Source organism: Duganella aquatilis, from assembly GCF_009674565.1.
Lineage (GTDB): Bacteria > Pseudomonadota > Gammaproteobacteria > Burkholderiales > Burkholderiaceae_D > Rugamonas > Rugamonas aquatilis.
The window spans coordinates 1-26455 of record NZ_WKJL01000042.1 but is presented as its reverse complement, the minus strand read 5'-3'; the positions used below and the strand labels follow the sequence as shown (position 1 = coordinate 26455).

Here is a 26455-nt window from a genome sequence, read left to right as displayed (position 1 = left end):
CTCACTCAAAATACTGACAGTATTTCTTGTTGAGCATTTAATGCTTTTAGTTTCGCCGAACCGAAGTTCAGCGTGCACTTGCATCAAACGCCCACATTTATCGACTGTAAATTTTTAAAGATCATTCCGTACTGCGTTGCTGATAAATCGTTTTGTTCATCAGCGAAGAGGCAAGATTATGAGGCGTTTCGTACATCTCGTCAAGCTCTTCTTTTTCCCGCTTCACTCTGCATTTGCATGCGTCGTTTTGCGAGGGAGCGAACTATAGCAAGGGCAGCCGCGTCTGGCAAGAGTAAAATACGCGGATGTCTATCTTACTTACCACGCTTAACGCCCGCTATACCCATGCGTCGCTGGGATTGCGCTATTTGCTCGCCAATATGGGCGCGCTGCAGGAGCAAACGCACCTGCAGGAATTCGTCATCGGCGCCAAGGCGACCGAGATTGTTGAACGCATCCTGTCGTACTCGCCAAAGATCGTCGGCTTCGGCATCTATATATGGAACGTCGAGGAGACCACCAAGGTTGTCGCCATGCTCAAGCGCGTGGCGCCGCATGTAGCGGTGGTCCTGGGCGGGCCGGAAGTCTCGCACGAGACCAACGAACAGGACATCGTCAAGCTGGCCGACTATGTGGTGACCGGCTGGGGCGAGGTGACCTTCCCCAAGCTGTGCGGCGAAATCCTGAACGGCCCCAAGCCGCTGATGAAAGTGCATGCCGGCGTCCAGCCGCCGGTCAACGACCTCAAGCTGCCCTACTCCCTGTACAGCGACGACGACATCAAGAACCGCACCTTATATGTGGAGGCCTCGCGCGGCTGCCCGTTCAAGTGCGAGTTCTGCCTGTCGGCGCTGGACAAGACGGCCTGGCCGTTCGCACTGGATAACTTCCTGGCGGAGATGGAATCGCTGTACCAGCGCGGCGCGCGCTTGTTCAAGTTTGTCGACCGCACCTTCAACCTGAACATCAAGACCAGCCTGAAGATCATGCAGTTCTTCCTCGACAAGCTGGAAGCCAACCCGGACGATCCGGTCTACGCCCACTTCGAGCTGGTGCCGGACCACCTGCCGGACGCACTGAAAGAGGGCATCAGCAAGTTCCCGCCCGGCGCGCTGCAGTTCGAGATCGGCATCCAGAGCTTCAATCCGGCGGTGCAGACCTTGGTCAGCCGCAAACAGGACAACCAGAAGGCGGCCGACAACATCCGCTGGCTGACCACCCAGTCGCACGCCCACATGCACGTCGACCTGATCGCCGGCCTGCCCGGCGAGACGGTGGAGAGCTTCGCCGAAGGCTTCAACAAGCTGTGGGCGCTGGAACCGCACGAGATCCAGTTCGGCATCCTCAAGCGCCTGCGCGGCACGCCGATCATCCGCCATACCCAGGAATTCGGCATGGTGTACGACCCGTATGCGCCGTACACCATCCTGGCCAACCGCGATATCGACTTTGCAACCATGCAGCGGCTGGTGCGCTTTGCCCGCTACTGGGACCTGGTGGCCAACTCGGGCCGCTTCGGCCATACCTTGCCGGTGCTGCTGGGCGACGCGCCGTTCCAGCGCTTCATGGCCTTTGCCGACTGGCTGTATGCGAATACCGACGCCACCCACCGCATCGCGCTGGAACGGCTGGTGGCCATGGTGGCGCGCTATCTGCAGACCCAGGGCATGGACAAGGCCGACGCCGAGGCTCTGCTGGCCAGCGATTACAGCGGCGGCGCCAAGCCCAAGCCGGCAGCCGAAGCCACGCCGGCGCCCAAACGCCAGGCGCGCCGGCTGGCGGCCTGACCGGGTCTGCCTTATGAGCGAGCGCACACCACGGACGAGAACATTGGTAGCGGCCGGGGCGAAACTCCCTTAAACTTGCACTATGCCTATAGCCCAAGAGCCTACCCTGACCCTGAATGCCGGCGCCGTCGCCGCAACCGGCACCTGGCAAGTACACGCTCTGGCACAGGGCAAGGCGATGGCCACCATCACCGCCTTCCTCAAGTCGCTCAAGGGCGACCACCTCAAATGGGACCTGTCGGCGGTCGACAGCATGGACCACATCGGCGCCCAGCTGTTCTGGAACGCCTGGGGCAAGACCCGCCCGGCCAATCTGCAACTGGCGCCGGAGCTGGAAGAATTCTTCAACCGCCTGGAATCCACCGGCCCGCTTGAACTGCCGCGCTCGCGCCAGCACCGCCTGACGCTGGTGATGAAGCTGGGCTTCGCCATGCTGCTGTTCTTCGAGCATATGGCCGGCCTGATAAGGCTGATCGGCCAGGTGGTGCTGGACCTCGGCAGCTTCATCCGCCGCCCCGCGCGCGGGCCGTGGATGGAAATCTCGGCCAACATCTTCCACGCCGGTTTCCAGGCGCTGGGCATCACGGCGCTGGTCGGCTTCCTGATCGGCGTGGTGTTCTCCTACCTGTCGGCGCAGCAGCTGCGCAACTTCGGCGGCGACATCTTCCTGGTCAACCTGCTCGGCATGAGCATCATCCGCGAACTGGGGCCGCTGCTGGCGGCGATCCTGGTGGCCGGCCGCTCCGGCTCCTCCATCACCGCGCAGCTGGGCGTGATGCGCGTGACCGAGGAACTGGACGCCATGCTGGTGATGGGCATTTCGCACGGTTTCCGCCTGATCATGCCCAAGGTGCTGGCCCTGGCCATCGCCATGCCGCTGCTGGTGATCTGGACCGACACCATTGCGCTGCTGGGCGGCATGCTGTCGGCCAAGCTGGAACTGAACCTGTCGCCGCAATACTTCCTGCTGAAGCTGCCGGAAGCAGTGCCGCTGGCGAACTACATGATCGGCATCGGCAAGGGCGTGGTGTTCGGCATGCTGATCGCGCTGGTGTCCTGCCACTTCGGCCTGCGCATCAAGCCGAATACCGAAAGCCTGGGACGCGGCACCACCACCTCGGTGGTCACGGCGATCACGGCGGTGATCCTGGCCGACGCGGTGTTTGCGATCGTCTTCAGCGGCGTGGGGTTCTGATGAGCGAACCAGACAGCACCTGCGGCCCCGGCACCGGCGAACTGACGCTGGACGGCAGCGTGCCGGTGGTCGAGATCACCGGCCTGTGGACCAAGTACGGCCGCACCGTGGTGCACCAGGACTTGAACCTGGAGATCGAACAGGGCGAGATCCTGTCCATCGTCGGCGGTTCCGGCACCGGCAAGACCACGCTGGTGCGGCAGATGCTGGGCCTGGAACGGCCGGCGCGCGGCTGCGTGCGCGTGTTCGGCGAGGACATCAGCGAGATCGATTCGACCCAGTTGCAGCAGCTGCGCAACCACTGGGGCATGCTGTTCCAGCAAGGCGCGCTGTATTCGGCGCTGACCGTGTTCGAGAACATCGCCCAGCCGATGCGCGAACTGCACGTGCTGCCGGAAGACCTGATCCACGATGCCGTGCTGCTGAAGATGAACATGGTCGGCATGGGCCCGGAGCACGCCAACAAGATGCCGTCCGACCTGTCCGGCGGCATGGTCAAGCGGGTGGCGCTGGCGCGCGCGCTGGCGCTGGAGCCGAAGCTGCTGTTCCTCGATGAGCCGACCGCCGGCCTCGATCCCGACCTGTCGGAAGCCTTTGTCACCCTGATCAAGTCGCTGCACCGCGAGCTGGGGCTGACGGTGGTGATGGTGACCCACGACCTGGACACGCTGTTCGCGCTGTCCACCCGCATCGCCGTGCTGGCGGAAAAACATGTGATCGCGCTGGGTCCGCTGCGCGATCTGCTGAAAGTCGATCACCCCTTCATCAAGGAATTCTTCCTTGGCGACCGGGGCCGTCGCGCGCTCGAAGCGCTCGAAGAAAAAAAACCCACGGAGCACTGATGGAAAATCGATCCCATGCCCTTACCACCGGCTTTTTCACGATCACGCTGCTGATCGCGGCCATCCTGTACGGTCTCTGGTTCAACCGCGACCGCGTCGAACGCACGCCCTACGTGATCGCCACCGCGCAATCGATTCCCGGCCTGAACCCGCAGGCGCCGATCCGCTACCGAGGCCTGGAAGTGGGCCGCGTCGGCAGCATCGCCTTCGATCCCAAGGTGGCCGGCCAGATCCTGATCACGCTCAACATCAACACCGACGCGCCGATCACCACCACCACCTTTGCCGCGCTGGGCTACCAGGGTGTGACCGGCATCGCCTTCATTGCGCTGGACGACGACAAGGTCGGCTCGCCGCTGCTGCCGTCCAACAGCGACCATCCCTCCCGCATTCCGCTGCGCCAGGGCTTCTTCGACCAGCTGGAAAAACGCGGCAAGGAAATCCTGGGCCAGACCGAGGAAGTGACGCGCCGCCTGAACGACCTGCTCAGTCCAGAGAACCGCAAGACCATCCTCGGCGCCTTCTCCGACGTCAGCGAGACGGCGCAGAAATACCGCGACCTGCCGGACAAGCTGCAGCCGACCATCGACAAGCTGCCGGCGCTGGCCGCCGAAACGCAGAAGACGCTGCACTCGGTGAGCGCGCTGGCCACCGACGTCAACCAGCTGACCACCAGCCTGCAGGCGCCGGGCGGCCCGATCGACCGCGTCGCCACCTCGGTGGAACGGATCACCACCTCGGTTGACGCCGTCGCCGGCGGACTGGAGCTGGATACGCTGCCGCAGGTGAATTCCTTGTCCGACGACACCCGCGCCTCGATGCGGGCGCTGCGCAAGACCATGAACAAGATCAACGACCGTCCGCAAAGCCTGATCTTCGGCGCGCCAGGCACGCCGCCCGGCCCTGGCGAAGAAGGCTTTGCCGCGCCGGCCAAATAAGCGAATCTAAAGGACACCGAGATGATGACCACCACCATCCGTAACGGGATCATGATTGCCGCCATGGCGCTGGCCCTGGGCGCCTGCGCCAGCAAGGGCGCGCCGACCTCGCAGTTCGACTTCGGCCCGCTGCCGGCCGCCGCGCCGGCCAGCGCCAGCAGCATCGGCGCCATCATCGTTGCCGACGTCACCGGGCCGGCCGCGCTGGACACCGAACGCATGCACTACCGCCTGCTGTACTCGGATGCGCGCCAGTCGCGTCCCTACGCCTACAACCAGTGGACCAGCACGCCGTCGCAACTGCTGACGCAGCGCATCAAGGCCAGCCTGGCACAGGCCGGCGTCAAAGTGCTGTCGACCACCGACGCCGCCGCCAGCACCACCGTGCTGCGCATGGAGGTGGAGGACTTTGCGCAGAACTTCGACAGCGCCACCGCCAGCAGCGGCGTGGTGCGCCTGCGCGCCTCGGTATTCCGCATGCACCGCCTGGTGGACCAGAAGACCTTCAGCCGCAGCGTGCCGGCGCCGAGCGCCGATGCGGCCGGCGGCGCGCGCGCGCTGGCCGACGCCAGCGATGCGGTGGCGGCGGACCTCCTCGGCTGGCTGGCGGCGCTGCCGCCGTCGAAGGAATGACGGAAACAACGCCAGACGCGCCGCTCCCCGCTGCGGGGGCGGCCGCCACGCCGGCGGACGCCAAGCCGCCGGTGACGCCGGCCACCCGCTCGTCGCCGATCACGCGGGCGGCGCTGCTGGCCTACCTGTTCCTGATCATCTACGCCAGCTGGTTCCCGTTCTCCGGCTGGCACAACCAGGGCCTGTCGCCGCTGATCTTCCTTGAGACGACCAGCATGCCGCGCTACTGGACCAAGTTCGACGCCATCACCAACGTGGTCGGCTACATCCCGCTCGGCACGCTGATCGTGTACGCGCTGTACCCGCGCATCAAGAAGCTGTGGGCGCTGCTGATCGCCAGCGCCAGCGGCCTGCTGGTGTCCGGCACCATGGAAGCGGTGCAGACCTATCTGCCGACCCGCGTCTCCTCCAACCTGGACTTCTACACCAACGCGGTGGGCTGCGCCATCGGCGGCCTGATCGGCGTGCTGACGGTGCGCCGCCTGCTCGACCAGAGCCAGCTGCAGCGCCTGCGCCAGGCCTGGTTCGCGCCGCACGCCAGCCAGGGGCTGGTGCTGCTGGCGCTGTGGCCGCTGGCGCAGATCTATCCGCAGAACTTCCTGTACGGCCTGGGCCAGCTGCTGCCCATCCTGTCCGACTGGCTGTCGCAGCTGCTGGACATGGAGATCGACCTGGCCGGCCTGATCCGGCCCGACGTCGACCTGACGGTGGAGCAATACTGGCTGTCGGAAACCATCATCACCGCCTGCGGCATGGTGGGCGCCGGCCTCACCCTGCTGTGCCTGCTGCGCAAGCCGGCGCCGCGCGGTCTGATGGTGGCGGCCATGATCGCCGCCTCGGTGCTGGTCAAGGGCCTGGCGACAGCCCTGCTGTTTTCGCCGGAAAACGCCTTTGTCTGGATCACGCCGGGCGCCGAGGGCGGCTTCCTGATCGGCGCCATCATGCTGGCCGGCCTGGCCTACGCCCCGCACGTGGCGCAGCGGCGGCTGGCGATCACCACCCTGCTGCTGGGCCTGGCCATCATCAACATCACGCCGGCCAACCCGTATTTCGTGGCCACTTTGCAAACATGGGTCCAGGGCAAGTTCCTGAACTTCAATGGCGCGGCGCAGTTCCTGTCGCTGCTGTGGCCGCTTTTTGCCGTCTGGTTCCTCTGGCTGCCGTCCCACAAGCTGAACGCGGCCAAGGTATCATAGCGGTTACGACTTTCAAGAGGCACGGCCATGAGCGATACCCCCTACTTCAAGCACCACGTGTTCTTCTGCATGAACAAGCGCGACGACGGCCGCAACAGCTGCGGCGACCACGGCGCCGAAGTCGCGCAAAAACACGCCAAGAAACGCTGCAAGCAACTCGACATCAACGGCCACGGCAAGGTCCGCATCAACCAGGCCGGCTGCCTGGACCGCTGCGAGGAAGGCCCGGTGCTGGTGGTCTACCCGGAAGGCACCTGGTACACCTATGTCGACACCAGCGATATCGATGAAATCATCGACAGCCACCTGGTCAACGGCCAGGTCGTCGAACGTCTGAAAATCTGAACACCATGAACAAGAGCGAAAAATTCACCCTGGCCGGCGGCGCCGGCCAAATGGAAGGCGTCATCGACTATCCGGAGAGCGCGCCGCGCGGCGTGGCCCTGGTGGCGCACCCGCATCCGCTGTACGGCGGCACCATGGACAACAAGGTGGCGGTGACGCTGATGCGCACCTTCGTCAGCCTCGGCTACGTGGTGGCGCGCATCAACTTCCGCGGCGTCGGCCAGTCCGAAGGCGTGCACGACCACGGCCTGGGCGAAACCGACGACATGGCCATCGTCCACCAGTGGATGACGGCAAAGTATCCGCAGCTGCCGGTGGCGCTGGCCGGTTTCTCCTTCGGCACCTTCGTGCAGACCCACCTGGCCCAACGCCTGGCCGCCGCCGGCACGCCGGCCGAGCGCCTGGTGCTGGTCGGCGCCGCCGCCAAGAAATGGGAAATGGCCGACATTCCGGCCGACACCATCCTGGTCCACGGCGAGCAGGACGACACCATCCCGCTGCGCGACGTGCTGGACTGGCTGCGCCCGCAGGACATTCCGGTCATCGTCATCCCCGGCGCCGACCACTTCTTCCACCGCAAGCTCGGCCACATCAAGCGCTGGGTCATGCAGCTGTGGGGCCATGGCGGCTTAACCGAAGCTGAAACGGACACCGCAAGCGCCGATTAAGCCACTATAATCATCGGGCTTTTAACTTTTACACCAGATCACATGAAGAAAATTATCGCGGCACTGGCCACCAGTGTGATGTTGATGACCTCGGCCGTGGCGCAAACGCTGCCGGCCCCGACCATCGCCGCCAAGTCCTGGCTGCTGCTGGACGCCACCAGCGGCCAGATCATCGCCTCGCAAGATCCGAACGCCCGCGTCGAACCGGCCTCGCTGACCAAGATCATGACCGCCTACGTGGTCTTCGGCGCGCTGCGCGACAAGAAGGTCGACCTCAAGCAGATGGTCAACGTCTCCACCAAGGCGTGGAAGGTCGACACCAGCTCGTCCAAGATGTTCATCGATCCGGCCACGCCGGTCAGCATCAACGACCTGCTGTACGGCCTGATGGTGCAGTCGGGGAATGACGCCGCCGTCGCGCTGGCCGAAGCCGTTGCCGGCGACGAGTCCGCCTTCGTGGTGCTGATGAACAAGGAAGCCCAGCGCCTGGGCCTGACCTCGACCCACTTCGCCAATCCGCACGGCCTGCCGTCGCCGGAAAACTATTCGACCGCGCAAGACCTGTCGGTGCTGGCCAAGCGCGTGATCCTGGACTATCCGGAGTTCTACAAGATCGATTCGGTCAAGAGCTTCACCTACAACAAGATCACCCAGCCGAACCGCAACCGCCTGCTGTGGCTGGACCCGACCGTGGACGGCATGAAGACCGGCCACACCGAAGCGGCCGGCTACTGCATGATCGCCTCGGCGCACCGTCCGAACGGCGCCGGCGAGCGCCGCCTGATCTCGGTGGTGCTGGGCACCTCGTCGGACCAGGTGCGCACGCAGGAAAGCCAGAAGCTGCTGAACTGGGGCTTCCAGAACTTCGATACCGTCAAGCTGTACTCCAAGGGCCAGGCCATCGCCACGCCGGAAATCTGGAAGGGTTCGAAGAATGCGGTCAAGATCGGCTTTGCCAACGACGTGATGGTGACCGTGCCGAAGGGCGTGGCAGGCAAGATGAAGCCGGCGCTGGAACGCAAGGACCCGCTGGTCGCGCCGCTGGCCGAGAACAGCCGCGTCGGCACCCTGAAGATGGTGGTCGACGGCAAGCCGATGCTGGAACTGCCGGTGGTGGCGCTGGAGACGGTCGAACAGGCCTCGATCTTCGGCCGCGCCTGGGATTCGATCCGTCTCTGGCTGAAGTAACTCAGTCGGCGCCGGTGTGATGCATCGACTCCTGCGCCCACTTGAAGGCTGCCTGGCCCACCTCGGCCAGGCGGTCGATATCGATCTCCAGCGTTTCCGCAATCGCCAGCGCCTGCTCCACCTTGTCGCGCTGTAGCAGCAGCACCATGGTCAGATACGGGCTGTAGGCGCTCTCATTGCCCAGCAGTACCTCGCGGATGTCGTCCGACAGATGCATCTTGTCCACCAGGCTGGCCATCGGCACGCCCAGCAGCACATCAAACAGCGACAGCAAGCCCACCAGGAACAACTCATCGCGCTTGGCCTGCGGCAGCGTGCTGCAGGTTTCCAGGAAGCGCGCGCGGGTCAGCGCCACTTCCAGCAGCGACTCGTCGCGCTCCTTGTTGGCGCTGTTCCCCATGCGGAACATCGATACCGTCAACCCGCGATACAGCTGATTCCGTCCCAGCACCATGAACGCCTGCTGCAGGCTGGTCACCTTGGTGGCCTGGCCGTTGACCGGCGCATTCGCCCATTGCAGCACCTGGTAGGTCATGCCGGGATCGCGCTTGGCCACCTCGATCATGGCCGGCAGCTCGGCATCGGTGCGCAGCAGGTTCAGCAGCTCGATCGAGGTCATGCGGCTTTGATCGATCTTGGCGTCCGGATCGACCACGTCGCTGGTGGTCAGGAACTGGCCCATGAAATAGCTGGCGCCCCACGAGGCGCACATGCGCTGCTCGTCCCAGGATTCGACGCCGTCCACCACCAGCTTCAGCTCCGGATGGCGCTGGTGCAGCTGCTTGCAGAAGCCCTGCAGCGAGGTCAGCGGATGTTCGCCCAGGTGCAGCAACGCCAGGTCGGCCTGGGACAGCAGGTCGGCGTCCGCCTCGCCCAGCGTGAAGCCGTGCAGCGCGATGCTGGCGCCGGCGGCGCGCAGTGCCGGTACGGCGCCGGCGGCTTCGCGGTCCAGCAGGAAAACAGTATGCGGCGCGGCCAGCGGCAGGTGCAGGCCGGCGGCCACGGCGTCGGCGCCGATCGGCACCAGCGCGATGCGGCTCTGGGCGAACGCCGGCATCTGGGCCGCCACCAGCGCCTCGACCAGTTCCGCCGCAGGCAGCGCGGCGTTGAAGCGGTAGCCGGCCAGCCGCTGCTGGCTGTCGACGATTTCGGCACGGGTAATGATGACGGATGGCTGGGCCGCCTGCTGCTCCACGGCGGCGGGCGCGTCGGCGGACGCGGCGGCAGGCGATGTGTCAGGTTCGGACTTCGACTTCAGAAACGATAAAAATCCCACGGTGATCTCTCCGGTTTCGGTCTGGCATTGCTGCCGATCATACTATAATTCTTGCATCTCACTAACCTTGGAAAGCTTTCACATGACCGATCTGTCCTGCCCTTCCCTCGTCACCTACCAAGGCGGCCTGACGCTGTCGCGCATCGTGGCCGGCATGTGGCGCATGAATGAATGGAACCTGACGCCGCAGCAGCGTGTCGAGTGGATCGAACAGGCGCTGGCCATGGGCGTCACCAGCTTCGACCACGCCGACATCTACGGCGGCTACGGCGTCGAAGCCACCTTCGGCGAAGCGCTGGCCTTGCAGCCTGCGCTGCGCGACAAGATGCAGATCATCAGCAAATGCGGCATCAAGCTGGTCAACGAGGCGCGCCCGGAGCACACGATCCAGCACTATGACACCAGCGCCAGCCACATCATCGCCTCGGCCGAGAACTCGCTGCGCCAGCTGCGCACCGACCACCTGGACCTGCTGCTGATCCACCGTCCGGACCCGCTGATGAACTTTGACGAAGTTGCCGGCGCCTTCCAGCAGCTGAAAAAGGACGGCAAGGTCAAGCACTTCGGCGTCTCCAACTTCACCCGCCACCAGTTCGAAAGCCTGAACCGCCGCATTCCGCTGGCCACCAACCAGGTGGAATTCTCGCCGCTGTACGTGGCGCCGATGTTCGACGAAACCTTCGACGGCCTGCAGGATCTGGGCGTGGCGCCGATGATCTGGTCGCCATTGGGCGGCGGCCGCCTGTTCAGCAGCGACGACGCCACCGGCGTGCGCGTGCGCGCGGCGATCCAGAAGGTGGCCGACGAACTGCAGCGTCCGTTCGGCAGCGTGGTGTTTGCGTGGATTATGCAGCTGCCGAGCCGTCCGGTGCCGCTGACCGGCTCCGGCCGTATCGCCGCGGTGAAGGAAGCGGTGGCAGCGACCCAGTTCAGCCTGAGCCGCAGCCAGTGGTTCGAGATCCTGCGCGCGGCGCGCGGCCACGAAGTGGCGTAATCAGGTTTCGTCGTCGTACACGACCGGCGGGGCGACGCCCGTCCAGCCGGTTTTCCACGCCGCGTTCAGCGCCAGCGTGCCGACGATGTAGACCAGGAAGAACAGCACGAAGTAGGCTGCCTGCAGCCAGGCCAGCAGGCCCAGGTTAATCAGCAGCACCACCAGCGCGCCCCAGCTTTTCTTCTGCTTGGAACTGGGGAAGCGCACGGTCGAGACCATCAGGCTGCCGACCACGAACAGCAGCAGCACCACCAGTGCACCGTGCAGCATCGTCGACGACGGGTTCGGCCACGCCACCACCACCGAAGCCACACAGGCTGCGCCGGCCGTGATCGGCATGCCGACGAAATAGCGCGGATCGGTGCGTCCCACATTCACATTGAAGCGCGCCAGCCGCAGTGCGCCGCAGGCCACGAAGAAGAAGCTGGCGATGCCGCCCATGCGCAGCAGCGTCGGATGGTCGGCGCCCAGCAGCTGGAAACCGTAGCAGTACAGCAGCAGGCCGGGCGCGCAGCCGAAGTTCATCACGTCGGCGATCGAGTCGAGCTGCATGCCGAAATCGGAGGTGGTGTTGGTGGCGCGCGCCACCAGGCCGTCCAGCGCGTCGAACACGCCGGCCAGCACCAGCAGCACGGCGGCCAGGCGGTAATCGCCGGGATCGCCGATGAAGGCGTTGTCGACCGAAATGACGATGCTGCCGAAACCGCAGGCGATCGACATCAGCGTGACCATGCTGGGCAAAGCAAACTTGGCGCGCTGCATGCGCGGATGGTGTAATGGCTTCAAAGCGGTGCAATTCTAAATAAAGGGCAAGCTTACCATTTTTAGCACATCCCTAACGCGTGCAGCGGTTTGGAAATCTGGCATAAAATCCAGACATGGCATAGGAGTTGATCATGGAGAAATGGCGTCTGGCACTGGCAGGATGGTTGATCGCGTCGTTACTGGCCGCCTGCGGCGGCGGTGGCGGCAGCGACAATTCTGCCGTCACGGGCCCGACCACCACCACGCCGCCGCTGACGCAGGAGCCGGGCGCGCCCACCATGACGGGCAACACCGCCACCGACGGTTTCAACTGGATCAACTACCGGCGCGCGCAGCTGGGCCTGTCGGTGCTGTCGCGCAACGACCTGATCGGCAAGGCGGCGCAGGCGCATTCCGACTACCAGCGCCTGAACAACACCATCACCCACGAAGAAACGCAGGGCCTGCCCGGCTTTACCGGCGTCGGCCTGGTGGACCGCCTGAACGCCGCCGGCTACACGCTGACCAACCGCACCTTCGCCGCCGGCGAGGTCATCTCCGCCACCAGCAACAACTCCGGCTTTTACCAGGCCGAGGAACTGATCACCGCCATCTACCACCGCTTCGTCATCTTCGAGCCGATGTTCCGCGAGCTGAGCACGGGCGCCGCGCTGGCCGGCAGCGGCACCACGTATTTCACCGCCGACTTCGGCGTGGTCGACAGCTACAGCGGGCTGGGCGCCGGCCGCTTCGTCACCTATCCCAAAGACAAGCAGGCCAATGTGCCGGTCAACTTCTTCAGCGACAGCGAATCGCCCGACCCGGTGCCGGGCCAGAACGAGGTCGGCTACCCGATCAGCGTCCATGGCGACGGCTACGGCAGCAACGCCGGCGCGGTGGTGGTGCAAAGCTTCACCGTGGCGCCGCGCGGCGGTTCCGCGCTGAGTACGCGCTTACTCAGCTATGCCGCCGGCACCACCGGCACCACCCGCACGGCGGCCGCCATCGTGCCGCTGGCCGCGCTGAAAAGCGCCACCACCTACGACGTCAGCTTCAGCGGTTCGGTGGGCGGCGCGGCGGTCAGCTACAGCTGGTCGTTCACCACCAAATAAAGCAAAAGAAGTTGCACAATTTTAAGTGTGCTTTGAGCGCTGTCTGCTATCGTATCGGGTAATACCTTCCGCAGAGCAGCGCCCGATGACCTCAACTCCTCCCCCGACACCGTCGCCCGCAGGTGGCCATATCCTGCAAGTGGAAACCGGCTTGCAGCAGCTGATGGGCGACCGCGAGCTGTACCTGCAAATCCTGCGCCGTTTCCGCCAGCGTTACCCGGACAGCGGCTGCAACGCGCGCAAGGCGCTGGACGAGGGCGAGCCGGGCCACGCGCAGCACATCATCCACACGCTCAAGGGCGCGGCCGGCATGATCGGCGCGCAACAGGTGTATCTGCTGGCGGCGCAGCTGGAACCGCTGTGCGCCGGACCGGACCGTGTATGGTCGGCGCCGCTGGCGCAGCTGGAACTGGCGTTGCGCACCCTGGTGGGCGCCATCGACGAAGTGCTGGATGGCGATCCGCAACAGACGCTGGCGGCCAGCCCGCAGGAAGCGGCGGTGATGCCGGAAACGCGCATGCTGTTGCTGCATCTGATACGACTGCTGGATGAGGGCGATGGCGCGGCGATCGATGTGCTGGAGCAATCGGCCACGGTGCTGGCGGCAAGCCTGGGGGTGGAGGTGTTTCAGGAGGTGACGGAAGCGGCGCACCAGTTCGATTTTGAAACGGCGCTGGCGACCTTGCAGGCGGCGATGGCCTGACAGGCTTGCTACACCTTAGCGGGTGAATTCCTTCTCTTCGTCGAAGGCGTCGGCGCACTCCTTGTCGCAAAAACGACGCACATTATCCAGCGGTTTTTCGCAATACCAGCACGCCCCCTTGGGCGGCAGCATCTGGCGCGTGCGTGTCGGCGGCGCGGACGCCGCAGCGGTGGGCGGCGGCATGCCGGCGCCGTCATCCGGGACGCTTTCTTGTATCGGTTCCACGATCCCCTCCTTCCAGGCCAAGCACAGGTAAGTTGCAAGATTACTTCAGCGGAATTGCCACGGGCATGAGATTTCTCAACGGTTGCATGAAACCGCACAGCCGTTTGCGATGATCAATCATAGCAGGTTAAATGCGGCGGCCACATCCACCACCCGCTCCAATATTTTCAATGAAAAAGGGCGAAGCGATAGTGCTGCAAGCCAGACCGCACCCCTTATAATCGTGGCACGATTATTCTTCCCACCAGGAAATCAGCATGTCAGAACACGCAAGTTCCCCGGTTAGCCCCCAGTTGTCCGCGCGCGTGCTCGGGCTGGCCCAGCTGGGACTGATCGTCCTCGACACCGAGCATCGCATCGTCATGTGGAACCAGTGGATGGCCAGCCGTTCGGGCAAATCCGCGCACCGCGTGCAGGGCCAGGATCTGTTCGACCTGTACGGCGAGCTGCGCGGCCAGCGGCTGGAGCAGGCGGTGCAGAGCGCGATGCAGAGCAACCTGCCGCAGCAGCTGTCGCCGGCGCTCAATCCCTCGCCGTTCCCGCTGTATCCGGCCGGCACCTGGGGCGGCGAGCGCGTCGAGCAGGCGGTGTCGGTGACGCCGTTCAACGAGGGCAAGGAACGCTACTGCCTGATCGAAGTCAGCGACATCAGCACCATCGTCGGCCGCGAGCGCCAGCTGCGCAGCCAGGCCGAGCAGCTGCGCGCGCAATCGTATGTGGACGGCCTGACCGGCATCGCCAACCGCCGCCACTTCGACGTCGCGCTGGACCGCGAACTGCGACGCGCGCTGCGCAACGAAGGCCAGCTGTCGCTGCTGCTGATGGACATCGACTCGTTCAAGGCCTACAACGACCACTTCGGTCACCAGCAGGGCGACGCCTGCCTGACGCTGGTGGCGGAAGCCTTCGCCGCCACGCTGCAACGGCCGGCCGACCTGGCGGCGCGCTACGGCGGCGAGGAGTTCGGCGCGGTGCTGCCGGACACCAGCGGCGAGCAGGCGGCGCAGGTGGCGGAAACCATCCGCGCGCGGATCGCCGCGCTGGCCATCACCCACTCGCCGGCGGCGACGCGGCCGCACGTCACCATGAGCATCGGCGTGGCCACCTTCGACAAGGACACGCTGGCCGACGCCGCCGCCATGCTGGCCGCCGCCGACAGTTGCCTGTATGCTGCGAAAAAAGCCGGGCGCGACTGCGTCATCGTCTATCGTCATCAACAGGAGAATGCAGCATGATGTTACGCAGTAGCTTGATCTTGGCGGCCGTGCTGGCCGCCCCGTATGCCGTGTCCGCGCCAGTGGCGTGCAGCGGCAAGGCGCCGACCGGCGAACTGACGGCGACGCGCATCGCCGCCGCCAATCCCACCCGCAGCGAGCCGGGCCTGTACGAGGGACCGGTGTGGATCAAGGACGCGCTGTACTTCTCCGACTTCACCTTCGGCCCCGGCTTCCCGTCGCGCATCATGAAGCTGGACGCCAGCGGCAAGGTCAGCGTGGCGATCGAGGACAGCGGCAGCAATGGCCTGGCGACGGACGGCCACGGCAACATCATCGCCGCCACGCACAAGTGGAAATCGGTGTCGCTGTTCACACTCGACGGCAAACGCAGCGACCTGGTCAGCAAGTTCGACGGCAACGTCTTCAACTCGCCGAACGACATGGCGCTGGCGGCGGACGACACGCTGTACTTCAGCGATCCGGATTTCCAGCGCAGCGCCGCGCCGGGCGGCCAGGACAAGACGCGCGTCTACCGCGTCGGCAACGATGGCAAGATCACGGTGGTGGATGACACGCTGCAAAATCCGAATGGCGTGTCGTTGTCGCCGAACGGCGATGTGCTGTACGTGAACGGCATGGTGGGCGACCACGGCGTGCTGCGCGCCTATCCGATTGTCAACGGCCAGCCGCAGCAGGGCAAGGACCTGGTCAGCCCGCTGGGCATCCCGGACGGCATGGCGGTGGACTGCTACGGCAACCTCTACGTCAGCGAGCACACCGACCAGCGGCTGCGCGTATTCACGCCGGCGGGCAAGCACATCGCCACGATCAAGGTCGACGCCAACGTCACCAACGCCGCCTTCGGAGGCGCCGACGGCAAGACCCTCTACATCACCGGCGCCGGCGCCGTCTGGCAACTCAAACTCGACGTAACAGGCGCGCCGTACTAACCATCCGGGGTCAGTTCTGCCATTGGTACATGAGCTCGTGTGCGATTGGCAGAACTGACCCCGGTTTTATTTGCCGATGCAGAAGCGGCTGAAGATGACGCCCAGCAGGTCGTCGGAGGAGAAGGCGCCGGTGATGCTCGACAGCTGGACTTGCGCCAGGCGCAGTTCTTCGGCGAACAGGTCCAGCGACTGGTCGTTTTGCGCGGCGTGCTCGCCGGCGCGGGCCAGGTGGGCGCCGGCGTTTTTCAGGGCGATCAGGTGGCGTTCGCGCGCCAGGTACAGCGATTCGCCCGTCTGCTGCCAGCCGGCGATGCGCAACAGTTCCTTGCGCAGCAAATCAATGCCGACGTGGTCGTGCGCCGACAGGTAGATGTGGGTGGCGTCTTCCATCACGTCCACCGCCGGCTTGTGGCCCGACAGGTCAATCTTGTTCCAGATGCGCAGCACCGGCACGCCTTCCGGGAAGGCGGCGGTGATGTTTTCGTCCGAACGCGACGGGCCGTGGTCGGCATCCAGCAGGTGCAGGATGACGTCGGCCTTGGCCACTTCGCTCCAGGTGCGCTCGATGCCGATGCGCTCCACCACGTCGATCGCTTCTTCCGGCGCGCGGATGCCGGCGGTGTCGATGATGTTGAGCGGAATGCCTTCGATCTGGATGGTCTCGGTGACCTTGTCGCGCGTGGTGCCGGCGATCGGCGTGACGATGGCGACATCGTTGCCGGCCAGCGCATTCAGCAGCGACGATTTGCCGACGTTCGGCTGGCCCACCAGCACCACGTTCAGCCCTTCGCGCAGCAGCGCGCCTTGCGCCGCCTGCCTGAACACCTGCTCCAGCGCTTCGACGATACCTTTCAGCTGGCCGCGCGCGTCGGATTTTTCCAGGAAGTCGATTTCCTCTTCCGGGAAATCCAGCGTCGCTTCCACCAGCATGCGCAGGTTGGTGACGCTGCCCACCAGCGTGTTGACGGTTTTCGAGAACGCGCCCGACAGCGATTGCGACGCCGATTTGGCCGCCGCTTCGGTCGAGGCGTCGATCAGGTCGGCCACCGCTTCGGCCTGCGCCAGGTCGAGCTTGTCATTGAGGTAGGCGCGGCGCGTGAATTCGCCCGGCTCGGCCAGTCGCAGGCCGAGATCTTCGCCGGCTTCCAGCACGCGCGCCAGCAGCATCTGCAGCACCACCGGTCCGCCGTGGCCCTGCAGTTCCAGCACGTCTTCCCCGGTGTACGAGTTCGGGCCCTTGAACCAGATGGCGATGCCCTGGTCGATGATGCTGCCGTCGGCCTGCTTGAACGGGATGTAGGTGGCGTGGCGCGGCTTGAGCGCGTCGGCGCCGAACAGCGCGGCGATCAGCGCCTGCAGGTTTTTGCCGGAGGCGCGCACGACGCCGATGCCGCCGCGTCCTGGTGCGGTGGCGATGGCGGCGATAGGGGAGGAATCGATATTCATAAGAGCATTGTAATTTATAAAAAAAGCCCGCGTTCAACGCGGGCTTTTTAGCAACAGCTTGCGGGGCGCTTAGGCCTTGGCTGGCGCCGGCGTACCGAATTTCTTGGAAATCACATACTGTTGAGCAATCGACAGCACGTTGTTCACCACCCAGTACAGCACCAGGCCGGACGGGAAGAAGAAGAACATCACCGAGAACGCCAGCGGCATGAACAGCATCATCTTCGCCTGCATCGGATCGGCAGGGGCCGGATTCAGCTTGGTGGTGATGAACATCGAAATCGCGTACAACACCGGCAGGATGGCATACGGGTCATGTTGCGCCAGATCGGTGATCCAGCCCATCCACGGCGCGCCGCGGATTTCCACCGCCGACTGCAGCACGTAGTACAGCGAAATGAACACCGGCATCTGCACCAGGATCGGCAGGCAGCCGCCCAGTGGGTTGATCTTCTCCTGCTTGTACAGTTCCATCGTGGCCTGGTTCATCTTGGCCGGATCGCCCTTGTAGCGCTCGCGGATGGCTTGCATCTTCGGCGTCACCAGCTTGACCTTGGCCATGCTGCGGTAACCGGCAGCCGACAGCGGGAAGAACAGCAGCTTGATCAGGATGGTGAAGGCGATGATGGTCCAGCCCCAGTTGCCCAGCAGCGAGTGGATGTAGTTGATCACTGCAAACATCGGCTTGGCGATCATCGCCAGCCAGCCGTAGTCGCGCACCAGTACCAGACCCGGCGTGACCGGTTCCAGCAGCGCGTTTTCCTGCGGACCGGAGAACAGCTTGGCGTCGTTGCTGACGGTCGCGCCCGGCGCGATGGTGCCCAGCGGCTGCTTGACGCTGATGCCGTACAGGTTGGTGTCGATCTTCTCGGTGACGATGTCGTGCATCAGCTTAGGCTGCGGCACGAAGGCCGAGACGAAGAAGTGCTGCGAAATCGCGATCCAGCCGTTGTCGGCCTTGGTAGCGTGGTCCTGCACCACCGGCTTGCCGGTCTTGGCCGCTTCGGCCGCTTCTTTTTCCAGCGTGTCGAACTTCAGCTTCTCGTAGTGCTTTTCTTCGGTGTACAGCGTCGGGCCGGTGTAGCTGCTGTTGAAGAACGAGTCGCCGGCCGGCTTGTTGCCGTCGTGCGCCAGGCGCAGGTACAGGGTCGGGCTGACCGGCGCGGCGCCGGTGTTGGTCACGTCGTGACGCACGCCGATGACGTAGTCGTTGCGCTTGAAGGTGAAGGTCTTGGTCAGCTTGACGCCGCCCTCTTCCGATTCCAGCACCAGTTGCACCTGGTTGCCGTCGTTCAGCATGCGCGCGCCCGGCTTGGCGACGAACGGGCTGGTGTGATTCGGCAGGCCGGCGGCGCCGATAAGGCCGGTCTGCGCCAGATAGGTCTTGCCGATGCCGGCGTCAACGTCGAACAGCACCACGTTCTTGCTGTTGTCGCCCGGTTTGCACCAGTCGAACAGGCCGCCGCAGCCGCCGAACCAGCCCGGGTGGCCGTTTTCCTTGTACTTCAGCAGTTCCAGGCGCTTGATGACGCCGCCCTGGGTGTCGATGTCGGCGCGGATCACGTCGGTGGTGATGGTGATGCGCTCGGCCTTGAACGGCACAGCGTCGGTCGCGGCGGCAGCGCCCGCTCCTGGCACGGCGCCGGCGGCGCTGGCCGCGGCTGGTGCGTCGGATTTCTTCGCTTCAGGCGCCTTGGCGGTCTGGGCCGGAGGCGGTGGCGCGAACATCGATGGCTTCCCGTTCGAGACTTGCCAGTTGTTCCAGAGCAGGAACGTCGACACCACGAACACGATCCACAGGATGGTTTTACGATTGATATCCATTAGGTATTTTCAGGAGTGGTTGCAACCGCAAGCGGTCGTTGAGGAATTCGATTTGGCCGGCGGCACCGGGTCGACCCCGCCGTCGTTCCACGGATGGCAACGGCAGACGCGCTTGAGCGCCAGCCAGCTGCCCTTGCCGGCGCCGTGGACCTGCAGCGCTTCCAGCGCATAGTTCGAGCAGGTCGGATAAAACCGGCAGCTCGGCGTCATCATCGGGCTGATGGCCAGTTGATAAAAGCGCAAGAGGAAGCGAAGCACGGTTTTCATGGCGACCTAGGTGGAGGCGGCGGCGATGAAGGCAAGGCCAATTTTGCCTGCGCGGCGAACAGACGCGTCAGTTCCACCCGCAAGGCTGCCTTCAGCTTTGCAGTGGTGGCCGGTCCGTCCTTGCTGTTGACCGGCTTGGCCAGGCGCACCACGCAATCGATGGCCGGCAGGCCGGTGGTGCGGAACAGCTCGCGGGTCACGCGCTTGATCGTGTTGCGGGTGACGGCGCGCGGCGCAAAGCGCTTGGCCACCACGACGCCCAGCCGCGCATGCGGCAGTTGGTTCAGACGGGTGTACAGCACGAAGTGCGCGCTTTTTTGGCTGGGGCGCAAACGAAAAACGGATGAAAATTCATCCGTTTTAACGATACGCCGAGCGCGCGCGAAGTCGTGTGAACCTTCGCCTGTCGAGCCGCTGTTGATGCAGCTGTCCACGCGATCAGCTAACAAGCTAATGGCTTATACAGCCAGACGCTTGCGGCCTTTGGCGCGGCGTGCGTTCAGCACTTGGCGGCCACCACGGGTAGCCATGCGTGCGCGGAAGCCGTGGGTACGCTTACGGCGTACAACGGAAGGTTGGTAAGTACGTTTCATGTTGGTCTCGCTTAAAGCAGAAAAAAATGCAAAATCGGGTCAGACGGCCCGTCAGTTTTTGGTGCCAATGACACTTCGCGCACCTATGCCAACGCTATCCGGCACAAGCTGGGTCCATCTCATCGCCCGCTAAATCCTCGCTACTCCATATCGCTATCCATGTGAAGAAACAAGGAATACGGGCGGGGAACCCTGAATTATCAGCATTTCGGCCCTGCTTGTCAACAACCAACTGCCGCGCCTTGCCTGCCCGGCCTTGCCAAAAGACAGAAAAAATCCTGACGTGCCTGTGGATAACTTTGGCGAGCGAGAGTAGAATAGCGCGTTACGTGTGAAAAACTTCGAAGTTGCCCACACCCTTATACAGTACGAATACAGATAGTCGATTCATGGAAAATTTCTGGCAGACCTGCTCCGCCCAGCTGGAGCTGGAGCTGACGCCGCAACAATTCAGCGCCTGGATCAAGCCGCTGATCCCCCTCGATTACGAGGCGGGCAAGCTGCGCGTGGCCGCACCCAACCGCTTCAAGCTGGACTGGGTGAAGACCCAGTTCGCCAGCCGCATCACGGCGCTGGCCTGCCAGTACTGGGAGCAGCCGACCGAGGTGCAGTTCGTGCTCGACCCGCGCCTGAGCGCGCCGAAAAAGGTGGCGACCACCGCCCCGGTGCCGGACGTCAACGGCGGCGCGCCGGCCAACAACGCGCGCATGGCCGTCGATCCGGCGCCGTCGGTGCCGGAAATGCCGGCCTCGGCGCAGCCGCGCCGCGAGCAGAGCCGCATCAACACCGACCTGACCTTCGACAGCTTCGTGACCGGTAAGGCCAACCAGCTGGCGCGCGCCGCCGCCATCCAGGTGGCCAACAATCCGGGCGTGTCGTACAACCCGCTGTTCTTCTACGGCGGCGTCGGTCTCGGTAAGACCCACTTGATCCACGCCATCGGCAACCAGGTGATGGCCGACCAGCCGGGCGCGCGCATCCGCTACATCCACGCCGAGCAGTACGTGCGCGACGTGGTGACCGCCTACCAGCGCAAGGGTTTCGACGACTTCAAGCATTACTACCACTCGCTGGACATGCTGCTGATCGACGATATTCAATTCTTCGGCGGCAAGAGCCGTACGCAGGAAGAATTCTTCTACGCGTTTGAAGCGCTGATCGCCGCCAAGAAACAGATCATCATCACCTCGGACACCTATCCTAAGGAGATCACCGGCATGGACGACCGCCTGATCTCGCGCTTCGACTCCGGCCTGACGGTGGCGATCGAGCCGCCCGAGCTGGAAATGCGCGTGGCGATTCTGCTGAAAAAAGCCAAGCAGGAAGGCGTGACCTTCTCCGACGACGTCGCCTTCTTCGTGGCCAAGCACCTGCGCTCCAACGTGCGCGAGCTGGAAGGCGCATTGCGCAAGATCCTGGCGTACTCGCGTTTCCACGGCAAGGACATCACGATCGACATCGTGAAGGAAGCGCTGAAAGACCTGCTGTCGGTGCAGAACCGCCAGATTTCGGTGGAAAACATCCAGAAAACCGTGGCCGACTTCTTCAACATCAAGGTGGCGGACATGTACTCGAAACGCCGGCCGGCCAACATCGCCCGCCCGCGCCAGATCGCCATGTACCTGGCCAAGGAACTGACCCAGAAGAGCCTGCCGGAGATCGGCGAGCTGTTCGGCGGCCGCGACCACACCACGGTGCTGCACGCGGTGCGCAAGATTGCCCTGGACAGAACCAAAAACCCCGAGTGCAACCACGAGCTGCACGTGCTGGAACAGACGCTGAAAGGCTAGCCTGCGACAGGGATTGGCTTTATCATTTAGTCAAACCTGTGCGGCTGCTTACAAGGCAAAAAGTACTGAAAACATCGTTAATTTTTTTTGAGGATAATCTATGCAATTGGTCAAAACCACCCGAGATACGCTACTCCGGCCACTGCAGATCGTGAGCGGTATTGTCGAGCGTCGGCACACTATGCCGATTCTGGCCAATATCCTCATCCGCAAAGAGGGCGAGAGCGTATCCTTCCTGTCGACCGACACCGAAGTACAGATCACCACCAACGCTGAGATCGGCTCCGGCGCCGACGTGACCGGCACCACCGTGGCCGCGCGCAAGCTGCTCGACATCCTGCGCGCGCTGCCGGAATCGGGCGACGTCACCATCACGCTGCAGAACAAGCGCCTGGCCGTACAGTCGGGCAAATCGCGCTTCGCGCTGCAAACCCTGGCGGCCGAGGAATTCCCGACCGTGCAGCAGGCCGACAGCTACAGCGCCACCGTGACCCTGCCGCAAAAGACGCTGAAGCACCTGTTCAACATGGTGCACTTCTCGATGGCCCAGCAGGACATCCGCTACTACCTGAACGGCCTGCTGCTGGTGCTGGACGGCCAGAACGTCATCGCCGTGGCCACCGACGGCCACCGCCTGGCCTTCTGCCAGGTCGAGACCGAGCAGACCTTCGCGCGCCAGGAGGTGATCATCCCGCGCAAGACCATCATCGAACTGCAACGCCTGCTGGAAGAAAACGACGAGCCGGTGCAGCTGGACATCGCCGCCAATCAGGTCAAGCTGACCTTCGCCGACATCGAGCTGATCTCGAAACTGGTGGAAGGCAAGTTCCCGGACTACACCCGCGTGATTCCGAAGGGCTACAAGAACGAATTCACCATCGGCCGCGATGAACTGCTGCGCTCGCTGCAACGCGCCGCCATCATGACCAGCGACAAGTTCAAGGGCGTGCGCTGCATCATCACGCCGGGCAGCATGAAGATCAGCTCGACCAATGCCGACCAGGAAGAGGCGGTCGAGGAACTGGAAATCGACTACGGCGGCGACAGCGTCGACATCGGCTTCAACGTCACCTACCTGCTGGACGTGCTGAACAACCTGAAATGCGACCAGGTCAACGTCGCGCTCGGCGATTCGAACTCGTCGGCGCTGATCTCGATCCCGGAAAATGCCGACTTCAAGTACGTCGTCATGCCGATGCGCATTTAAGCCTGACCCGCTCAGCACCTTAGTAATCGATTTTAGAGAAAGCAGCACATGTCCGAAGAGAATGCAGTCCCAGCGGTAAAGAACGAAGAATACGGCGCCTCCTCGATCCAGATCCTGGAGGGTCTGGAAGCAGTCCGCAAACGTCCCGGCATGTACATCGGCGACACCTCGGACGGCACCGGTCTGCACCACCTGGTGTTCGAGGTGCTGGACAACTCGATCGACGAATCGCTGGCCGGCTATTGCACCGAGATCCACGTCACCATCCACTCCGACAACTCGATCTCGATCACCGACAACGGCCGCGGCATCCCGGTCGGCCTGAAGATGGACGACAAGCACGAGCCGAAACGCTCGGCGGCGGAAATCGTGCTGACCGAACTGCACGCCGGCGGCAAGTTCGACCAGAACTCGTACAAGGTCTCGGGCGGCCTGCACGGCGTGGGCGTGTCCTGCGTCAACGCCCTGTCCAAACTGCTGCGCGTGACCATCCGCCGCGACGGCAAGGTGCACCAGATGGAATTCGTGCGCGGCGTGGCCCAGAACCGCGAAATTGAAATGCGCGACGGCGTGGCCGTCTCGCCGATCAAGGTCATCGGCGAAACCGACAAGCGCGGCACCGACGTGCACTTCTGGGCCGACGAGGAAATCTTCACCCACGTCGAATTCCACTACGAAATCCTGGCCAAGCGCATCCGCGAACTGTCGTTCCTGAATAACGGCGTCAACATCAAGCTGACCGACCAGCGCACCGGCAAGGAAGAACTGTTCGCCTTCGAAGGCGGCACCCGCGGTTTCGTCGAATACATCAACAAGGCCAAGACCGTGCTGCACCCGACCGTGTTCCAGGCCACCGGCGAACGCCAGTCGGACCAGAACACCACCATCTCGGTCGACGTGTCGATGCAGTGGAACGACGCCTACAACGAACAGGTGCTGTGCTTCACCAACAACATCCCGCAGCGCGACGGCGGCACCCACCTGACCGGCCTGCGCGCGGCGATGACACGCGTCATCAACAAATACATCGACGAGAACGACTTCGCCAAGAAAGCGAAAGTGGAAATCTCCGGCGACGACATGCGCGAAGGCCTGACCTGCGTGCTGTCGGTGAAAGTGCCCGAGCCGAAATTCTCGTCGCAGACCAAGGACAAGCTGGTGTCGTCCGAAGTGCGCGGCCCGGTCGAAGAGATCGTCGCCAAGACGCTGGCCGACTACCTGCAGGAAAAACCGAACGACGCCAAGATCATCTGCGGCAAGATCGTCGAAGCGGCGCGCGCGCGCGAAGCAGCCCGCAAGGCGCGCGACCTGACCCGCCGCAAAGGCGTGATGGACGGCCTGGGCCTGTCGTCGAAACTGGCCGACTGCCAGGAACGCGACCCGGCGCTGTGCGAACTGTACATCGTCGAGGGTGACTCCGCAGGCGGCTCGGCCAAGCAGGGCCGCGACCGCAAGTTCCAGGCGATTCTGCCGCTGCGCGGCAAGGTGCTGAACGTGGAAAAGGCGCGCTTTGAAAAAATGCTGTCGTCGGAACAGATCACCACGCTGATCGCCACGCTGGGCACCTCGATCGGCCCGGATGAATTCAACGTGGAAAAACTGCGCTACCACCGCATCATCATCATGACCGATGCGGACGTCGACGGCGCCCACATCCGCACCCTGCTGCTGACGCTGTTCTACCGCCAGATGCCGGAACTGGTGGAACGCGGCCACATCTACATCGCCCAGCCGCCGCTGTACAAGGTCAAGGCCGGCCGCGACGAGCGCTACCTGAAGGACGACGCCGAAGAAGCCACCTACATGATGAATGTGGCGCTGAACACCGCCGTGCTGACGCCGCGCGAAGGCGGCGAGCCGATTCAGGGCGAAGCGCTGGGCGAACTGGTACGCCAGTTCAACCTGGCCAACGTCATCATGACGCGCCTGACCCGCGTGATCGACCGCGCCGCGCTGACCGCCATCATGACCGGCGTGACGCTGGACATGAGCACGCTGGAAGCGTCGGAAGCCTCGGCCCGCGCGCTGGAAGAGAACATCAACGACATCGCCGTCAAGGTGACGGTGCGTTCGGACGAGCTCAACGAGAAGCACGCGCTGTGGATCGAGCGCATGCACCACGGTAACGTCAAAGTCAGCTCGATCGACGCCGACTTCGTGCTCAGCGCCGACTACCGCGTGCTGGCCGAAGCCGCCGCCACCTTCACCGGCCTGATCGGCGAAGGCGCCTACGTCCGCCGCGGCGAAGGCGAGCGCACCAAGGAATCGGCCGTGACCGACTTCCACCAGGCGATGCAGTGGCTGCGTGACGAATCGGAACGCGTGGTGTCCAAACAGCGCTACAAAGGTCTGGGCGAGATGAACCCGGAACAGCTGTGGGAAACCACCATGGACCCAACCGTGCGCCGCCTGCTGAAGGTGCAGATTGAGGACGCGATTGCAGCGGACCAGATCTTCACCACCCTGATGGGGGATGATGTGGAGCCGCGCCGGGCGTTCATTGAGACCAATGCGCTGCGGGCGGGGAATATCGACGTTTAATAGTCCTTCGCTTTTATTGAAAAGCCAACCTTAGGGTTGGCTTTTTTATTGCCCCGTCTATATCAATATCTAGTTGCTTTCAAAAATGCCAATGATTTAATGAGCGTAATCAAGCAAGCTCAACAGGAGTGATCTTTGGACGTCAATAACTAATGCCAACATACTATCGGGCAACCCTTACAGAATTTCTCCGCACAGATCCAGAAGTAGCTTAGCTGAATAACGCTACGTCCCTATATACTGTCCTTCATGAAGCTCGTGCCATCTGCTATTCGGTATAGGGCGTTGCTGAACCACGGAATACTCGGCGATAGCGCCAATGCCCAGATGCCTCCACGAATTTTTTACGAAATCCAGCAACGGAGTCATGCACAAATTTGTCGAAAAACGCCGCCAATGTCGGTGAGATCTTCGGCTGCGCTGCAACACGAGCTCGAAGTGCAGGCGCTTCTAACTCAAGATGCAGCAACTCCCCGCAACTATCGCCGCGGGTAGAAACACTTATTGAGCGCGAAGACATTGCTAAGTAGGCCACAGATCTTTTAATTTTTGCGTCGGATTCGCAGAAATAACTATTACCTTCTAATAAAAGGCGACGATCATCAGCACTTGCCTTTTGGACTTGCTCTAAATTTTGATATGTTTGCCTGTTCGTTTGCGCGCCGAATTGCCCCACTCCGTTTGACCCTCCCTCCATTGCCTGGCGAATGCCGCCACGCGATCGTAAGATCCCTTAAATCCCAATTCGGATAGGTCCTCGTGAAGCTGTTTTAA

General features: G+C 63.3%; 26 protein-coding genes. 17 read left to right on the top strand and 9 right to left on the bottom strand.

The genetic code is table 11. The features are described 5' to 3' along the window. The first annotated feature begins 305 nt into the window (after positions 1 to 305). The 9 genes from GJ698_RS29175 to GJ698_RS29135 all read left to right on the top strand — a co-directional run bounded on the left by GJ698_RS29175 (position 306) and on the right by GJ698_RS29135 (position 8792). The gene (locus tag GJ698_RS29175; RefSeq protein ID WP_154361361.1) at positions 306 to 1787 is read left to right on the top strand and encodes a B12-binding domain-containing radical SAM protein; all 1482 of its coding nucleotides are present in this window, start codon (positions 306 to 308) and stop codon (positions 1785 to 1787) included. A gap of 82 nt (positions 1788 to 1869) precedes the next feature. Further along, positions 1870 to 2982, top strand: coding sequence for an MlaE family ABC transporter permease (locus GJ698_RS29170; RefSeq protein WP_154361360.1), 1113 nt, complete (start codon positions 1870 to 1872; stop codon positions 2980 to 2982). After that, positions 2982 to 3824, top strand: coding sequence for an ABC transporter ATP-binding protein (locus GJ698_RS29165; RefSeq protein WP_154361359.1), 843 nt, complete (start codon positions 2982 to 2984; stop codon positions 3822 to 3824). Before GJ698_RS29170 ends, GJ698_RS29165 begins: the two co-directional genes overlap by 1 nt. Next, positions 3824 to 4762 (top strand): MlaD family protein, encoded by a 939-nt coding sequence (locus GJ698_RS29160; RefSeq protein WP_154361358.1) that lies wholly within the window; start codon positions 3824 to 3826, stop codon positions 4760 to 4762. The genes GJ698_RS29165 and GJ698_RS29160 overlap by 1 nt, the downstream gene beginning before the upstream one ends. Before the next feature lie 24 nt (positions 4763 to 4786). After that, positions 4787 to 5395, top strand: coding sequence for an ABC-type transport auxiliary lipoprotein family protein (locus tag GJ698_RS29155; protein WP_154361364.1), 609 nt, complete (start codon positions 4787 to 4789; stop codon positions 5393 to 5395). Continuing rightward, positions 5392 to 6591 (top strand): VanZ family protein, encoded by a 1200-nt coding sequence (locus tag GJ698_RS29150; protein ID WP_154361357.1) that lies wholly within the window; start codon positions 5392 to 5394, stop codon positions 6589 to 6591. The genes GJ698_RS29155 and GJ698_RS29150 overlap by 4 nt, the downstream gene beginning before the upstream one ends. A gap of 27 nt (positions 6592 to 6618) precedes the next feature. Further along, positions 6619 to 6936 carry a (2Fe-2S) ferredoxin domain-containing protein gene (locus GJ698_RS29145; RefSeq protein ID WP_110845716.1) on the top strand — a complete coding sequence of 106 codons (318 nt, stop codon included), beginning with the start codon at positions 6619 to 6621 and terminating at the stop codon, positions 6934 to 6936. A 5-nt stretch (positions 6937 to 6941) separates the two neighbouring features. Continuing rightward, complete coding sequence (locus GJ698_RS29140) at positions 6942 to 7604, top strand: alpha/beta hydrolase (RefSeq protein WP_154361356.1); 663 nt, start codon at positions 6942 to 6944, stop codon at positions 7602 to 7604. Positions 7605 to 7646: 42 nt separating this feature from the next. Beyond that, entirely contained in the window at positions 7647 to 8792 is a 1146-nt protein-coding gene (locus tag GJ698_RS29135) for a D-alanyl-D-alanine carboxypeptidase family protein (protein WP_154361355.1), read from the top strand. 1 nt (position 8793) lies between these two features. Here the strand turns inward: GJ698_RS29135 and GJ698_RS29130 are convergent, their stop codons facing one another. Next, complete coding sequence (locus GJ698_RS29130; RefSeq protein WP_371865470.1) at positions 8794 to 10068, bottom strand: EAL and HDOD domain-containing protein; 1275 nt, start codon at positions 10066 to 10068, stop codon at positions 8794 to 8796. Positions 10069 to 10150: 82 nt separating this feature from the next. Between GJ698_RS29130 and GJ698_RS29125 the strand changes: the two genes are divergently transcribed. Further along, on the top strand, positions 10151 to 11062 hold the full coding sequence (locus tag GJ698_RS29125; RefSeq protein ID WP_154361354.1) for an aldo/keto reductase: 912 nt from the start codon (positions 10151 to 10153) through the stop codon (positions 11060 to 11062). On the opposite strand, the gene pssA is transcribed toward GJ698_RS29125, so the two are convergent. Then, positions 11063 to 11824, bottom strand: a complete 762-nt coding sequence (gene pssA / locus GJ698_RS29120; RefSeq protein ID WP_154361362.1) for a CDP-diacylglycerol--serine O-phosphatidyltransferase — start codon at positions 11822 to 11824, stop codon at positions 11063 to 11065. Between the two features lie 134 nt (positions 11825 to 11958). Between pssA and GJ698_RS29115 the strand changes: the two genes are divergently transcribed. Continuing rightward, positions 11959 to 12918, top strand: a complete 960-nt coding sequence (locus tag GJ698_RS29115) for a CAP domain-containing protein (protein ID WP_154361353.1) — start codon at positions 11959 to 11961, stop codon at positions 12916 to 12918. An 85-nt stretch (positions 12919 to 13003) separates the two neighbouring features. Then, positions 13004 to 13621 (top strand): Hpt domain-containing protein, encoded by a 618-nt coding sequence (locus GJ698_RS29110; RefSeq protein WP_154361352.1) that lies wholly within the window; start codon positions 13004 to 13006, stop codon positions 13619 to 13621. A gap of 15 nt (positions 13622 to 13636) precedes the next feature. Here the strand turns inward: GJ698_RS29110 and GJ698_RS29105 are convergent, their stop codons facing one another. Beyond that, complete coding sequence (locus GJ698_RS29105; protein WP_154361351.1) at positions 13637 to 13846, bottom strand: hypothetical protein; 210 nt, start codon at positions 13844 to 13846, stop codon at positions 13637 to 13639. A 257-nt stretch (positions 13847 to 14103) separates the two neighbouring features. Between GJ698_RS29105 and GJ698_RS29100 the strand changes: the two genes are divergently transcribed. Together GJ698_RS29100 and GJ698_RS29095 are read left to right on the top strand one after the other, a co-directional pair. Further along, positions 14104 to 15081: a sensor domain-containing diguanylate cyclase gene (locus GJ698_RS29100; protein WP_154361350.1), complete on the top strand. Its 978-nt coding sequence runs from the start codon at positions 14104 to 14106 to the stop codon at positions 15079 to 15081. Then, positions 15078 to 16013: an SMP-30/gluconolactonase/LRE family protein gene (locus GJ698_RS29095; RefSeq protein ID WP_154361349.1), complete on the top strand. Its 936-nt coding sequence runs from the start codon at positions 15078 to 15080 to the stop codon at positions 16011 to 16013. Before GJ698_RS29100 ends, GJ698_RS29095 begins: the two co-directional genes overlap by 4 nt. A gap of 66 nt (positions 16014 to 16079) precedes the next feature. Here GJ698_RS29095 and mnmE read toward each other — a convergent pair whose 3' ends face one another. The 5 genes from mnmE to rpmH all read right to left on the bottom strand — a co-directional run bounded on the left by mnmE (position 16080) and on the right by rpmH (position 20143). Further along, a complete protein-coding gene (mnmE, locus tag GJ698_RS29090) occupies positions 16080 to 17459 on the bottom strand; it encodes a tRNA uridine-5-carboxymethylaminomethyl(34) synthesis GTPase MnmE (protein WP_154361348.1) in 1380 nt (459 codons plus the stop codon). Between the two features lie 69 nt (positions 17460 to 17528). Then, positions 17529 to 19283, bottom strand: a complete 1755-nt coding sequence (yidC, locus tag GJ698_RS29085) for a membrane protein insertase YidC (protein ID WP_154361347.1) — start codon at positions 19281 to 19283, stop codon at positions 17529 to 17531. 9 nt (positions 19284 to 19292) lie between these two features. Then, positions 19293 to 19550 carry a membrane protein insertion efficiency factor YidD gene (yidD, locus tag GJ698_RS29080; protein WP_154361346.1) on the bottom strand — a complete coding sequence of 86 codons (258 nt, stop codon included), beginning with the start codon at positions 19548 to 19550 and terminating at the stop codon, positions 19293 to 19295. Then, complete coding sequence (rnpA, locus tag GJ698_RS29075) at positions 19547 to 19972, bottom strand: ribonuclease P protein component (protein ID WP_166455325.1); 426 nt, start codon at positions 19970 to 19972, stop codon at positions 19547 to 19549. Before rnpA ends, yidD begins: the two co-directional genes overlap by 4 nt. Before the next feature lie 36 nt (positions 19973 to 20008). Beyond that, the gene (rpmH, locus tag GJ698_RS29070) at positions 20009 to 20143 is read right to left on the bottom strand and encodes a 50S ribosomal protein L34 (RefSeq protein WP_040378179.1); all 135 of its coding nucleotides are present in this window, start codon (positions 20141 to 20143) and stop codon (positions 20009 to 20011) included. 389 nt (positions 20144 to 20532) lie between these two features. Between rpmH and dnaA the strand changes: the two genes are divergently transcribed. From dnaA to gyrB, 3 genes are all read left to right on the top strand, one after another. After that, positions 20533 to 21933: a chromosomal replication initiator protein DnaA gene (gene dnaA / locus GJ698_RS29065; RefSeq protein WP_154361344.1), complete on the top strand. Its 1401-nt coding sequence runs from the start codon at positions 20533 to 20535 to the stop codon at positions 21931 to 21933. 100 nt (positions 21934 to 22033) lie between these two features. Then, positions 22034 to 23140: a DNA polymerase III subunit beta gene (dnaN, locus tag GJ698_RS29060; RefSeq protein ID WP_154361343.1), complete on the top strand. Its 1107-nt coding sequence runs from the start codon at positions 22034 to 22036 to the stop codon at positions 23138 to 23140. A 48-nt stretch (positions 23141 to 23188) separates the two neighbouring features. After that, positions 23189 to 25681: a DNA topoisomerase (ATP-hydrolyzing) subunit B gene (gene gyrB / locus GJ698_RS29055; RefSeq protein WP_154361342.1), complete on the top strand. Its 2493-nt coding sequence runs from the start codon at positions 23189 to 23191 to the stop codon at positions 25679 to 25681. Between the two features lie 268 nt (positions 25682 to 25949). Here the strand turns inward: gyrB and GJ698_RS30565 are convergent, their stop codons facing one another. After that, complete coding sequence (locus GJ698_RS30565; RefSeq protein WP_166454965.1) at positions 25950 to 26357, bottom strand: hypothetical protein; 408 nt, start codon at positions 26355 to 26357, stop codon at positions 25950 to 25952. Positions 26358 to 26455: the final 98 nt, after the last annotated feature.

Bases quoted from the DNA above. Each gene is read 5' to 3' on its own strand.
- pssA (WP_154361362.1), bottom strand. From the start codon at position 11,824: ATGCAGCGCGCCAAGTTTGCTTTGCCCAGCATGGTCACGCTGATGTCG.
- gyrB (WP_154361342.1), top strand. From the start codon at position 23,189: ATGTCCGAAGAGAATGCAGTCCCAGCGGTAAAGAACGAAGAATACGGC.
- GJ698_RS29175 (WP_154361361.1), top strand. From the start codon at position 306: ATGTCTATCTTACTTACCACGCTTAACGCCCGCTATACCCATGCGTCG.
- yidC (WP_154361347.1), bottom strand. From the start codon at position 19,283: ATGGATATCAATCGTAAAACCATCCTGTGGATCGTGTTCGTGGTGTCG.
- GJ698_RS29165 (WP_154361359.1), top strand. From the start codon at position 2,982: ATGAGCGAACCAGACAGCACCTGCGGCCCCGGCACCGGCGAACTGACG.
- GJ698_RS29135 (WP_154361355.1), top strand. From the start codon at position 7,647: ATGAAGAAAATTATCGCGGCACTGGCCACCAGTGTGATGTTGATGACC.
- GJ698_RS29170 (WP_154361360.1), top strand. From the start codon at position 1,870: ATGCCTATAGCCCAAGAGCCTACCCTGACCCTGAATGCCGGCGCCGTC.
- GJ698_RS29140 (WP_154361356.1), top strand. From the start codon at position 6,942: ATGAACAAGAGCGAAAAATTCACCCTGGCCGGCGGCGCCGGCCAAATG.
- GJ698_RS29115 (WP_154361353.1), top strand. From the start codon at position 11,959: ATGGAGAAATGGCGTCTGGCACTGGCAGGATGGTTGATCGCGTCGTTA.
- GJ698_RS29110 (WP_154361352.1), top strand. From the start codon at position 13,004: ATGACCTCAACTCCTCCCCCGACACCGTCGCCCGCAGGTGGCCATATC.
- rpmH (WP_040378179.1), bottom strand. From the start codon at position 20,143: ATGAAACGTACTTACCAACCTTCCGTTGTACGCCGTAAGCGTACCCAC.
- GJ698_RS29100 (WP_154361350.1), top strand. From the start codon at position 14,104: ATGTCAGAACACGCAAGTTCCCCGGTTAGCCCCCAGTTGTCCGCGCGC.
- GJ698_RS29125 (WP_154361354.1), top strand. From the start codon at position 10,151: ATGACCGATCTGTCCTGCCCTTCCCTCGTCACCTACCAAGGCGGCCTG.
- GJ698_RS29095 (WP_154361349.1), top strand. From the start codon at position 15,078: ATGATGTTACGCAGTAGCTTGATCTTGGCGGCCGTGCTGGCCGCCCCG.
- GJ698_RS29150 (WP_154361357.1), top strand. From the start codon at position 5,392: ATGACGGAAACAACGCCAGACGCGCCGCTCCCCGCTGCGGGGGCGGCC.
- dnaN (WP_154361343.1), top strand. From the start codon at position 22,034: ATGCAATTGGTCAAAACCACCCGAGATACGCTACTCCGGCCACTGCAG.
- GJ698_RS29160 (WP_154361358.1), top strand. From the start codon at position 3,824: ATGGAAAATCGATCCCATGCCCTTACCACCGGCTTTTTCACGATCACG.
- GJ698_RS29145 (WP_110845716.1), top strand. From the start codon at position 6,619: ATGAGCGATACCCCCTACTTCAAGCACCACGTGTTCTTCTGCATGAAC.
- mnmE (WP_154361348.1), bottom strand. From the start codon at position 17,459: ATGAATATCGATTCCTCCCCTATCGCCGCCATCGCCACCGCACCAGGA.
- dnaA (WP_154361344.1), top strand. From the start codon at position 20,533: ATGGAAAATTTCTGGCAGACCTGCTCCGCCCAGCTGGAGCTGGAGCTG.
- GJ698_RS29155 (WP_154361364.1), top strand. From the start codon at position 4,787: ATGACCACCACCATCCGTAACGGGATCATGATTGCCGCCATGGCGCTG.
- yidD (WP_154361346.1), bottom strand. From the start codon at position 19,550: ATGAAAACCGTGCTTCGCTTCCTCTTGCGCTTTTATCAACTGGCCATC.